The sequence below is a fragment of the Alphaproteobacteria bacterium genome, assembly GCA_016722515.1.
Lineage (GTDB): Bacteria > Pseudomonadota > Alphaproteobacteria > Rickettsiales > JADKJE01 > JADKJE01.
The window spans coordinates 392,756-404,894 of the sequence record JADKJE010000003.1; the positions used below are offsets into that span (position 1 = coordinate 392,756).

The 12,139-nt window shown below is 44.1% G+C and carries 13 protein-coding genes; 11 read left to right on the top strand and 2 right to left on the bottom strand.

Translation table 11 applies throughout. The annotated features are described in order from the left end of the window. Positions 1-28: 28 nt before the first annotated feature. The 3 genes from IPP74_10390 (at position 29) to IPP74_10400 (ending at position 3,612) form a co-directional block, all read left to right on the top strand. Entirely contained in the window at positions 29-1,597 is a 1,569-nt protein-coding gene (locus IPP74_10390; protein ID MBL0319677.1) for a calcium-binding protein, read from the top strand. Between the two features lie 196 nt (positions 1,598-1,793). Continuing rightward, on the top strand, positions 1,794-2,558 hold the full coding sequence (locus IPP74_10395; protein MBL0319678.1) for a M48 family metallopeptidase: 765 nt from the start codon (positions 1,794-1,796) through the stop codon (positions 2,556-2,558). A 79-nt stretch (positions 2,559-2,637) separates the two neighbouring features. Continuing rightward, positions 2,638-3,612 (top strand): magnesium transporter CorA family protein, encoded by a 975-nt coding sequence (locus IPP74_10400; protein ID MBL0319679.1) that lies wholly within the window; start codon positions 2,638-2,640, stop codon positions 3,610-3,612. A 48-nt stretch (positions 3,613-3,660) separates the two neighbouring features. Here the strand turns inward: IPP74_10400 and IPP74_10405 are convergent, their stop codons facing one another. Both IPP74_10405 and IPP74_10410 read right to left on the bottom strand, forming a co-directional pair. Then, positions 3,661-5,034, bottom strand: a complete 1,374-nt coding sequence (locus tag IPP74_10405; protein ID MBL0319680.1) for a phosphomannomutase/phosphoglucomutase — start codon at positions 5,032-5,034, stop codon at positions 3,661-3,663. 17 nt (positions 5,035-5,051) lie between these two features. Then, on the bottom strand, positions 5,052-5,855 hold the full coding sequence (locus IPP74_10410) for an SDR family NAD(P)-dependent oxidoreductase (GenBank protein MBL0319681.1): 804 nt from the start codon (positions 5,853-5,855) through the stop codon (positions 5,052-5,054). Between the two features lie 130 nt (positions 5,856-5,985). Here IPP74_10410 and rpsD point away from each other — a divergent pair, with 130 nt between their 5' ends. The 8 genes from rpsD (at position 5,986) to IPP74_10450 (ending at position 11,760) form a co-directional block, all read left to right on the top strand. Then, on the top strand, positions 5,986-6,594 hold the full coding sequence (gene rpsD, locus IPP74_10415; GenBank protein ID MBL0319682.1) for a 30S ribosomal protein S4: 609 nt from the start codon (positions 5,986-5,988) through the stop codon (positions 6,592-6,594). A gap of 82 nt (positions 6,595-6,676) precedes the next feature. Further along, positions 6,677-7,312, top strand: a complete 636-nt coding sequence (gene gmk / locus IPP74_10420) for a guanylate kinase (protein MBL0319683.1) — start codon at positions 6,677-6,679, stop codon at positions 7,310-7,312. Positions 7,313-7,599: 287 nt separating this feature from the next. Next, a complete protein-coding gene (leuD, locus tag IPP74_10425; GenBank protein ID MBL0319684.1) occupies positions 7,600-8,223 on the top strand; it encodes a 3-isopropylmalate dehydratase small subunit in 624 nt (207 codons plus the stop codon). 11 nt (positions 8,224-8,234) lie between these two features. Beyond that, positions 8,235-9,332 (top strand): 3-isopropylmalate dehydrogenase, encoded by a 1,098-nt coding sequence (gene leuB / locus IPP74_10430; GenBank protein ID MBL0319685.1) that lies wholly within the window; start codon positions 8,235-8,237, stop codon positions 9,330-9,332. 60 nt (positions 9,333-9,392) lie between these two features. Continuing rightward, positions 9,393-9,728 (top strand): ferredoxin family protein, encoded by a 336-nt coding sequence (locus tag IPP74_10435; protein ID MBL0319686.1) that lies wholly within the window; start codon positions 9,393-9,395, stop codon positions 9,726-9,728. Between the two features lie 121 nt (positions 9,729-9,849). After that, positions 9,850-10,320, top strand: a complete 471-nt coding sequence (locus IPP74_10440; protein MBL0319687.1) for a hypothetical protein — start codon at positions 9,850-9,852, stop codon at positions 10,318-10,320. After that, a complete protein-coding gene (locus IPP74_10445; protein ID MBL0319688.1) occupies positions 10,311-11,168 on the top strand; it encodes a folate-binding protein YgfZ in 858 nt (285 codons plus the stop codon). Before IPP74_10440 ends, IPP74_10445 begins: the two co-directional genes overlap by 10 nt. Positions 11,169-11,382: 214 nt before the next feature. Beyond that, a complete protein-coding gene (locus IPP74_10450; protein ID MBL0319689.1) occupies positions 11,383-11,760 on the top strand; it encodes a helix-turn-helix domain-containing protein in 378 nt (125 codons plus the stop codon). Positions 11,761-12,139: the final 379 nt, after the last annotated feature.

Below are 12,139 nucleotides of genomic sequence, written 5' to 3' on the forward strand. Positions count from 1 at the left end.
TCAATAGTAATATTTAATAGGAGAGAATGTGTTTAAGAAAAAGCCAAGCAATAGTTCAAACAGTGGTTCAAACCATAATTCGAATCATAACTCAAATCATAACTCAAATAGCCATTCAAGTAACGAATCTGCTGACCAGAGCTCAACCACAACGAACACAGTAACCAGTGCGGACAATTCTGCGACCGGTTATCGTACGGTTAATCTAGATAAACATATTACTATGATTGGTGACAGTGGGCATTTGCCTACATCAAAAGGTTATATTGATGTAAATGATCTAAAAAAACATCCCGAAATTCACCATCTCAGTGACCTTCCTCTTCACAACGGTAATTATACCTGGACGCAAAATGATACGATACGCGGTACAGATGTAACCGATGTCATCAAGGGAGCTACAGGTGACGACTCCCTGACTGGAAATGGTGGCGACGATTCCTTGTATGGCGGAGACGGAAATGACATTCTAAATGGTAATGTTGGAAATGATTATCTATCCGGTGGTAAGGGGAATGATACCCTGATTGGTGGAGCTGGTGCTGATCTACTAAAAGGAGGAGATGGAAATGATGTGTTTGCGTTTTCGTCTGCTGTGGATGCAACAACAAAATCAGAGGATAAGATTAAAGATTTTACCCATGGAGTTGATAAAATAGATTTATCTGAAACGCATATTTCGTCATTTGCTGATCTACATATCGCTGATAAATCGGGTACTGCTGTGATTACCGATAGCGCAAATGATTTTAAACTGACTGTCACTCATACTGGCACATTAGATGCAAGAGACTTCATATTCCATACAACCCCACAACCCAATCCGGATCCTACGGCAACGACTGGTGATGATCATCTTTCAAGTGTCGGTCATACAAGTATCGATCTTCTTGCGGGAAATGATACTTATACCAGTGCAGTTGGTACGGACATGATTACGGGTAATGATGGTAATGATTTTATTACCTCAAGTGCTGGCGGTGATACCATCAATGGCAATAAAGGCGGAGACACGCTTGTTGGTTCTGGAGCTATTGCAGACTTCACGCGTGGCGGTCAAGATAATGACTTAATCAACTATTCACAGTCAACGGCACATAACGTGTTATTCGGCGATATGGGCAGTGACACTATTATGGCTGGATCAGGCAATGATACGGTTTTTGGCGGTGATGGCGAAGATGTGTTGATGGGTGGTAGTGGTCATAACCTTATCCAAGGCGATGCTGGCAATGATTTTATGCTTGGCGGCGCTGGTAATGATACATTATTGGGCCAGACAGGCAATGATACCATCATTGGTGGAGCAGGTGCCGACAATTTAACTGGTGGTGAGGGAAATGATCTATTTATCTTTAATGCAACAACCGACTCAACCACTACAGCTTCAGACATTATTCACTTTGTTCATGGTGAAGATAAAATTGATTTGTCACATTTTAGTGAGCAATTGAGTTTTAGTGATCTTACCTTTGTTACAGAAAATGGTGTAACAACAGTTACGGACACGCATTCAAACTTCTCGTTTAAAGTGGAGCATACAGCAGCAGCGGCTACAACAGCTTCTGTACTGGATAGCTCAGATTTCATTTTCTAGGGCATTCATCAGACGTGTTGAAAAGGGCTCCTTCGGGAGCCTTTTTTTGAGCTCTCTCCCTTACACTTCAAGAATTGCGATTATGGCCAAAAGCCGACGCGCAACATCCCCATTCTTGAAGCGTGTTAGATCAGACAACCCTGTGTTTAATTAGCAATTTACTTGCCAGTCCTATCAAATAGATTATCCTGCTGGTATGAATTTAGTTAAACCTTCCCCCATCCTCAACGAATCTGGCACCTTAACGCTAGGTAGCCTTGATGTTCCTTATCAAATCAAACGTTCTGCTAAACGCAGACGGACAATGGGAATGCGGATTCATAACCAGACAATCCTCCTGCTTGCACCGCTTAAAACGCCAACCAAAACATTATTGGAATTTGCGCAAAGCCGTCAACAGTGGATCATTAAGCAATTAGATCGGCAAGAATCAACCTCAGCCCTGTTTAATCATTTTCACGACGGACAGGTCATTTATGTTCTCGGAGATGCCAAGCGACTCTTCATTGACGACAGCGAAACCCACCCTCCCGGCTGTGAAGTAAATGAAACCCGTCTCCATGTTTTCATTATACCAACCTTGGATGCAGATGAACGCCATTACCGCATTTGGAAAGAAATAACCACGTGGTTTCGGCACCAGGCTCACGACATTTTAAAACAGCGACTTGATCATTGGAGTAAAATTATGAATGTAAAATACTCCTCATTTCAATTATCAAGCGCTAAAAGTTACTGGGGGCTTTGCACGCGCCATAATCAAATTAAACTCAATTGGAAATTAGTGATGACCCCTCTTCCCGTCATGGATTATGTCATTATTCATGAGTTGGCTCATATTTCTCAAAAGAACCATTCCCCTAGATTTTGGGCGATTGTTGCACGTTATGTTCCCGATTATAAAGCAAAACGCAAGGACTTACGTGATGGCCCTTATACCAGAGGAATCAAGGTTATGTAGTGGCTTCCTAAACAACCCTCTTGCCAGTTCCGTTTGCCTCGTGCACAATGGATAAAGTGGGGTATTGAGGAGAGTGAATATGGATGTTTTCAGCGTTAACCAGCAAGTTTTAAGCCGTTCGTTTATCGAGCCACCTTATTCGTTTCCAGAAAATATCGTGTGGATTGATCTCTTGCAGCCTACGCCTGAAGAAATACACGCCGTTGAAAAATTTCTTAATATCGATCTTCCTACCTCCGAAGAAATGGGGCAGATAGAAGTATCTAATCGCTTGTTTCAAGAAGGTAAATCGGTGTATATGACCACGAGTACCTTGATGAAAGCCTATTCCCACGAACCAGAAATTCGCCCAATTTCATTTGTTATTGTCGGCAATACACTGGTAACGATCCGTTACGTAGAATCGACCCCCTTCAAGGATTTCATGTCCCATACATCCCGTTTGTCGCCCAACCAATACCATGCGGTTTATATTTTTATCGCCTTGGTTGGTGCGCTCACAAACCGTCTGGCAGATATTTTAGAACGGATTGGGCACGACGTGGATATGATTAACCGTAAAATGTTCAGGCATTCTACCCTTGAGCATAAGCAGAAAATTGATTTCCAAGAAATCCTCTGGGAAATTGGCCGCAGTGGGGATTTAATTTCTAAAGTACGTGAAACGTTGGTTAGCATCAATCGTATGGCCGTTTATTTTAGCCAGGTTGCCGCGACAATCGGTGGGACATTTGACGACAATACCTTGTTACAGACAGAAATCCATGATCTGCAGTCACTGCTGGATCACGCCAGTTTTTTAACCAGCAAATTGAATTTTATTTTAGACGCCACGTTGGGCAAGATTAATATCGAGCAGAACGTCATCATCAAAATTTTCTCACTTGCTGCCGTTATTTTCCTGCCCCCGACTTTGGTCGCCAGTACGTATGGTATGAATTTTAAATTGATTCCTGAATTGGATTTTAAATTTGGTTACCCTATGGCGTTAGGTTTCATGGTATTATCGGCGGTAATAACCTACCAGTTTTTTAAGCGTAAAGGCTGGCTGTAAAAAGACATGGACGTTTTGATTTATTCTATGGTTGGTTGGCGTTGATTATCAAACGGAGCATCCTTCCTCTAATAATCCCCTCACCTCGTCCTCTAACCGTTCGAGGGCTTCTTTACTTTTGCCTTCTGCACGCCAGACAATCACTGGTTGTGTGTTTGACGCCCGCACCAGCCACCAGCCATCAGGCGTTGTCACGCGGATGCCATCGATATCTAATACAGAATGGCCAGGTCGACCGTGGATCATTTGTTTAATGTTACTGACCAATGCTTCGGCTTTATCGCTTTCGCAGGGAACTCGGTGCTCCAGGGTGCTGAAGGTTTCGGGAATGGCATCGATCATGTCTTTAAAGCTTTTACCGCTATCGGCAATAGCACGCAATAGGCGTACCCCGGCATAAATACCATCGTCATAACCAAAATATTCATCGGCAAAAAAGATATGGCCGCTCATTTCGCCGGCAAAGAGGGCTGATTCTTCTTTCATTTTGTGTTTGATCAGTGAATGGCCCGTTTTATAAATAATGGCACGGCCGCCTGCTTTTTCAATGCCTTCAAAGACAACCTGTGAACATTTAACATCGCCAATAATGGCAGCGCCAGGGTGTTTCTTTAATAAATCCTGGGCAAGCAGTAGCATAATTTGGTCGCCCCATAAAATGCGGCCACTGGCATCTACCGCACCGATACGGTCGCCATCACCATCAAAAGCCAGGCCAATGTCGCATTGGTTAGCTTGTACGGTTTCAATAAGCTGTGCTAAATTTTCAGCAACAGAAGGATCAGGATGATGCGCGGGAAATGTGCCGTCAATCACGGTATTAATAGCCACATGTCCACCGGGCAGCTGCTCGATGAGTGCTTCAACCACCTCACCCGCAGCACCACTGCCTGGATCCCATGCGACCGAAAAAGGCAGATCACGTCCTGCAAGTACCGAAGCCAGTGTTTCTACATACGTTTCCTGAACGTCTTCAAATGACACACTTCCAGACGCCTGCCGCACATCACCCTCTCTCAGGCGCAGTTGAAAATCCTGGATATCCTCCCCGTAAAAAGGAGCGGTCGCACGCGAAAATTTTAAACCATTATGGTGCCCTGGATTATGCGAGCCAGTCACCATCACACCACCATCAGCTTTTAATTCACGAACCGAAAAATATAGCATGGGCGATGGTCCCAGCCCTACCCGAATTACTTCAGCGCCAGATGCCATCAACCCTTTCACCAGCTCTTCTTCCATTCTAGGTGAGGAAAGCCTACCATCTAATCCCACACAGATACGGCAACGCCCGCTTTCTTGATAAATCTTGGTCGCAAATAAACGCCCCAGATGATAGGCATCGATTGGGTTCAGCGTATCGCCAGCGATTCCCCGGACATCATAAGCGCGTAAAATAGAAGGATGGAATTGGTGTTTCATAACTACTAAATACCTTATTAAAGTGAATGTTGTTTATCTTTGGGTGATGCAGTTGTATCCGTATTTTTAGAAGGAAGCGAACGAAATATCCAATCCGTCCAAGCAGGAGGTAAACTACTGAGGAACCATATAATCATATACAGTGGGTACGGAAACGCCAGGCGCGATTTATTACATGCCAGTCCCTTTATAATGGTGGTTGCTGCCTTTTCAACCGGAACAAGAAAGGGCATGGGAAATTCATTCACATCGGTCATGGGAGTCTTGATATAGCCTGGAGTAATCACAGTCACGCCTACGTTGTCTTTGCTTAACCACCCTCTTAACGCTTCGCCATAGACTTTGACTGCGGCTTTGCTGGCAGAATACGCGGGAGCGCTTGGTAAGCCCCTGTATCCGGAAAGGGAGCTGATGATACCTATCTGCCCTCGCTTGCGCTGCTGCATGCGAGGAATAAGCGGGTGAATGGTGTGCATCAGGCCTAAGACGTTGGTGTGAAAGATACGCTTGACCTGGGATTCATCCTCGCCAAATTGTCCGCTGCCAGCAGAAATACCAGCATTGGCAATCACCGTATCAATTGTGAATTGTGTGTCCATCGTGCATATCCAATCTTCGAGGGCAGCTTCGTCGCATACATCAATAATCTTAAACTCAACGTTTGCACCTTGTGCCCGGCATCGATCCATGATAGGCTCTAAACGTTCGATATTTCGGGCTGTCAGCAGTAATGTTACCCCCGGTTTTGCGTATTGTATGGCAAGCTCTGCCCCCAATCCGCTACTGGCTCCGGTGATGAGAATAACCTTAGGATTTTTCATGGATGAATAATTCCGTTATAAGTTCATTTGCTGGTTGACAAACCTAGCGATATCGTTATGATATGCAAGCTCAAATTTTATGAATAGTATAATTCAACATAAGTAAGGAATTCTTGTGGCAGTAACAAAAATTAAACGTAAGCAACGTAAATTCAGGCTTTCTCGCCGTATCGGCCAACCTCTTTGGGGTCAAGCAAAAGATCCATCTAACGACCGTAATTATGGTCCAGGTCAACATGGTGTACGCCGTGGCGTATTATCAGGTTACGGAGAGCAGCTTCGCGCCATGCAGAAATTTAAAATCTATTATGGTTTAAAAGAAAAAGCACTTAGCCGTCTTTATAAAATGGCTGTGCGTCTGAAAGGAGACTCTTCTGAGCATCTAATCGGGCTGTTAGAAACCCGTTTGGCTTCGTTCGTGTATCGTTCTAAACTGGCTCCTACTATTTTCTCGGCAAATCAGTTTGTGGTTCACAAGCATGTTAAAGTGAATGGCCGCATCTGTAACTGCCCTAGCCGTTTGCTTAAAGTAGGCGATAAAGTAGAGCTGGTGACCAAAGCGCATCAGATTCCTGCCGTTATCCAGGCAATTGCTGATAACAGCCGCGATGTACCAGAATATATCCGCGTTGATCATGGCCATTTTGCTGCTGAACTTGTCAGCGTACCTCATCTGGATGATGTTCCTTACCCGGTGGTTATGCAACCGAACCTGGTGGTAGAGTATTATTCTCAGTAGGTTATTTAATTTTACTTTTAAAAAAGCCTGCCTTCGGGTAGGCTTTTTTTTTAGATAAAACTTAGTCAGGTTGAGTCGCCCTATGTTAACCCCCTCTTTGCATCGCCGTGGTTTTATGTGTGTCTTATCTTCGCCATCTGGTGCGGGGAAAACCACGTTATCCAAACTTCTACTTCAGCAGGATGATCATCTGGAAATGTCGGTTTCGGCCACGACTCGTACCATGCGTCCTGGTGAAGAAAACGGCACCGATTATTATTTTATCAGCCAGGAAGAGTTTATTAAAAAACGTGAAGCGGGTGATTTTTTAGAATATGCCGAAGTGTTTGGTCATCATTATGGTACCCCCAAAGATAAAGTAGCGGCGGTGATTAAAGATGGCCGTGATATTTTATTTGATATAGACTGGCAGGGAACATTGCAGCTTGCTACCCAGGCACCGGAGGATGTTGTAAGTATCTTCATCCTGCCCCCGTCTCTTAAAGAATTAGAACGCCGCCTGCACTATCGTGCCCAGGATAATGAAGCGATTATTCAAACACGGATGAGCAAGGCAGCCAGTGAAATAAGCCACTGGAATAGTTATGATTATGTGTTGGTCAATAAGGACCTTGACGAAACCCTGCATTTAATCCAGGTGATTATCCAGGCAGAGCGCGTTAAGCGCAAACGGCAACAGGGGCTTACGGATTTTGTGCAGAAATTGCTGAATTCCTAGAGCGTAAGTATAAGTTTTAAGAAGTGTTGTTAAGCGTGCTGTTGGATCCCCAGCCCAAGTGGACTGAGGATAATGACGGCGTTTGTAGGACATGAATACAGGCGTTATCAGGCTATTTTTATGTCTCAATTTATTTTCTTAGTGTCTAAGTCAGAAGCCTGAAGGGTGGATGTATCCACGCTATCTAAAAACTCTTTTCGTTACCTTAAACTTCTCCCTTCGCATCCTTGCTTTTTTCCTAAAATCATTTAAAATCAGCCTTCATTTATTCATAAGGTTATCCTATTATGCAGGCTTTTACCACCCATTCGGGGATTGCGGCCCCTTTACCGTTGGTTAATATCGACACGGATATGTTAATTTCTAAAGAGCACTTAAAAACCATTAAGCGCACAGGTCTTGGTATTCATTTATTTGGTGAAATGCGCTACCTGGACAATGGTGACGAAAATCCAAATTTTGTGTTGAATCAAGATGCATTCCGTAAAGCCAGCATCCTGGTGGCTGGTGATAATTTTGGATGTGGTTCCAGCCGTGAGCATGCGCCGTGGGCTTTGCTTGACTTTGGCATACGTTCTATTATTGCTCCAAGCTTTGCTGATATTTTTTATAATAATTGCTTCAAAAACGGTATCCTGCCGATTGCTTTGCCAGAAGCAAATGTCAAAGAATTGATGCACGATAGCACCGCCCATCCTGGCAACTATTTTACCATTGATTTGGATAAACAAACGGTGATCAGCCCCAGCGGCAAATCGTTTTCATTCGATATCGATGCGTTTCGTAAACATTGCCTGATTAATGGCCTTGATGATATTGGACTTACCTTGCAGAAAGCAGATGAAATTAATGCGTATGAAGCTAAATACAGCCAGATCAGCCCATGGTTGTTTAACTCTGAATCGAAATAAGGATCTCTCACATGGCTCGTAAATCAATTTTTATCTTAAGCGGCGATGGTATTGGTCCCGAAGTCACAGCTCAGGCAATCAAGATACTCGACTGGTTCAGCAGTCACGGCAATGTCTCTTTTGATATCAGCCACGGCCTGATCGGCGGTGCGGCCATTGATGCCACAGGGACTCCCCTGCCCGATGCCACATTGGAGCAGGCTCTAGCTGCCGATTCTGTGTTGCTCGGTGCTGTTGGTGGTCCTAAATGGGACACGATTGAACGCAGTATCCGCCCTGAGCGAGGCCTACTGGGTATTCGCAAAGGCATGGGATTATTTGCCAATTTGCGCCCTGCTGTGGTATTTGAAGAATTAGCAGATGCTTCAACGTTAAAACATGACGTCGTCGCCGGGTTGGATATCATGATCGTGCGTGAACTTACCGGTGATGTCTATTTTGGCCAGCCACGCGGCATTCAGACCGCACCTGATGGATCAAGAGTTGGTATTAACACGATGATTTATCATGATTATGAAGTGCAACGCATTGCCAAAGTTGCTTTTGAGCTTGCACGTAAACGTAAGAACAACGTGTGCTCTGTAGACAAAGCGAACGTATTGGAATCAACCGAAATGTGGCGACAGGAAGTTCAGAAACTTCATGATTTGGAGTATACCGATATTCATCTATCACACATGTATGTCGATAATGCCGCCATGCAATTAGTGCGCAACCCTAAACAATTTGATGTGATTGTTACCGGCAATATCTTCGGCGATATACTTTCCGACTGCGCAGCAATGCTTACCGGGTCTCTGGGAATGCTGCCTTCGGCATCACTGGGAGCCAGACAGGGCGATAAGCAACCGTCGCTTTACGAACCGGTTCATGGCAGCGCTCCAGATATAGCAGGTAAGGATATGGCCAATCCCATTGCTACCATTTTAAGCCTAAGCATGATGCTGCGTTATTCCTTTGATATGACCAACGAAGCCGATAAACTAGAAGCAGCGGTTAAAAAGGTACTTTCGCAAGGTTTACGCACGGGTGACATTATGCAGCCGGGCATGGAGAAAATTGGTACCAATGCGATGGGTAACGCAATCCTAAAAGCACTTAACGACTAGCTTCTTTTTGCTTTACATTCGGTTGTGTTGGTTTATAACAAATAGAAAGAGGAGTGAATTATGACATACGTAGTAACTGATGCCTGCATCCGCTGCAAATACACTGATTGCGTGTCTGTCTGCCCGGTAGATTGTTTTTATGAGGGCGAAAACATGTTGGTTATTAACCCAGATGAATGTATTGATTGCGGAGTTTGCGAACCTGAATGCCCTATCGATGCCATTAAAACAGATGATGTTGCTGGTATTGAATGGCTGGAGCTTAATCGTGAATATTCACAAAAATGGCCTAATATTTCAACTCAAAAAGAACCAATGGAAGGGGCAGATGAGGCGAGTAAAGAACAAGATAAAAAAGCAAAATATTTTAACCCTCAAGCTGGATCCGGCAATTAATTCGAACATTTTTCATACAATAGCCAAGTAATAGTTAAGCGAAGTTAATAATTGAATTTATTTACTTTTTGTTAATATTATGCTATAATAATGGGCATAAATAAGAAATGTGAGAGGAAATATGCAAAGTTTGGGTTCACTGTATCAAAAATCATTACGCTCGTTAGCGGTTGGGGCTTTTACCTTCATGGTTCCTGCTCAATCCATGGCTACGCCATGTGCTACATCTACCGAAAAAGAAGCCATGGATTTTAGAGCGATGCAGAGCATGCTAATGGTTGCGGCACTTTCTTGTCACCAGCAATCGCATTATAACAACTTTGTTTCTCATAATAAATCAGAACTGGTTGAAAATGCCAACGTCTTAAAATCGTATTTTCACCGTGTCTATGGCAGAGGTGCTAACGATAAAATGAACAGCTTTATTACTACGCTTGCCAATGAAGCTTCTAAACGAAGCCTTTCAAGCTCATCGGAATCCTACTGCATGCAAACAGAGCGTGTGTTTAGCCAAGTGTTAGAAGATCGCTCTGCAAAGCTTTCGAAAGCGAATGATTATGCGACGTTACATGGTGTACAGGCATGCCGCTAAACGATGGTTCATTTATTGTCTTAAATGATCGATCTGTTATAGCCATTTCCGGTACTGATGCCCCTCAGTTTCTTCAGGGTATTATCACCAACGATATTCATAAAGTATCGCCAACTCAAACCATCTACGCGGCGTTTTTAACGCCGCAGGGAAAATTTCTTGCTGATTTTTTTATTCTCAAGCATCAGCAGGGTTTTTTAGTTGATATCCATCATTCATTGGTTACTTCACTGATTAAACGCTTCACTATGTATAGGCTGCGCGCCAATGTGGTGATAGAGGATGTCTCCAGCCAATATAAGGTTCTATGTCTGCCTGGAACGGTTTTGTCAGACCTTAAGCAGCAGCATTTAGGATTTACGACCACGCTGCCTGTTTCCCACGCGATTGCCTATATTGATCCCAGGGATGCTCGGTTAGGCACGCGGGTGATGGTTTGCGAAGCACTTCTGCCCCCCCTTATGGATGGGTCTAATGCAGACGAATATGACCAGCTGCGCATTTCCCTAAAAATTCCCGAAGGCGTCAAAGACATTATCCCCGAAACTTCCTTTCCCCTGGATTATGGACTTAAAGAATTGCATGCCATTGATTTTAAGAAAGGGTGTTATGTGGGGCAAGAGGTTACGGCGCGGACGGAATATAAGGGAAAGGTCAAAAAACATATTGTCGCAATCACCGGAGAAGCCTCCCTTCCGGCTGTAGGCGAGGTGATTTTAGATGAGGCTGTGCCCATTGGGGTGATGGGGTCTTCGTATGGAAAGGACGGATTGGCTTTAGTTAAAGAAGAAAATAGTCTTACTCAAGCAGTGACACATGCGGGCCAAAAACTCTCGATTAACTCGTGATTCCCTATCTCCCCACGCCCCCAGAAAAACCGTGCCTATTCCCTCCTTGTCTTACATTTTAGGCTTCCTAGGCTTGTTCTAAAATGAAGTGCAACACCTTATGATGTTTGTTGTCAAAACAGATAATCAAAAAGATGTTGCGTATGAAAAGATATAACCATTTAAGTTATGATGAAAGAGTAAAGATATCTTAGCTGAAGCAATCTGCCGTCCAGTGTGTACCGTTTATCGGGAGCTAAAGCGCAATGAAGCCCCTCCGGGTCAATATTGGCCGGATACGGCGCATCGCCTGGCAGCTGGCCGCCGTTGCCGTCAAGCACGACTCGACAAGGATATCAAGCTCCAGGAATGTGTTATGGAACACATGCAGAACCATTTCTGGACACCTGAGCAAATCGCCGGGTATCTTAAGCATGGTCAAACTGAACTAAAATCCATTTGTCACGAAACCATCTACCACTGGATTTATCAGGGTTCCAGACGAAAAGAAAAAATCTGGAAGTTCCTGCCACGGCATAAAGCAAAGCGGGGACTAAGGAAATCTAAAGGCGCTGGTGCTTCACGTATACCAAACAGAGTCTCTATCCATTGACGTTGCAAACGCAATCCTTAACCTGCTAACCAAAATACCTCAAAAAGCACGCAAGTCGTTGACTTTGGATAATGGTGGTGAATTTACCCGTCACCAGTTATGGGGTAAAGCACTGGACATCAAAACCTTCTTCTGCGACCCATATGCATCATGGCAAAGGGCGACGTCGAGAATACCAATGGAAGACTGCGAAGAGACTTACCCAGAAAACGAACATTCACACATACAACAAGGAGGATTTCAATGAGACCATTGATAACTATAACCTAACACCACGCAAAAAACTCAATTGGATAACTCCTCATGAGGCATTCCTAAAAAAATGTCAGAGGTTTGCACTTCAAACGTGAATGTGGCGTTGACTAACAAACACTTCAAG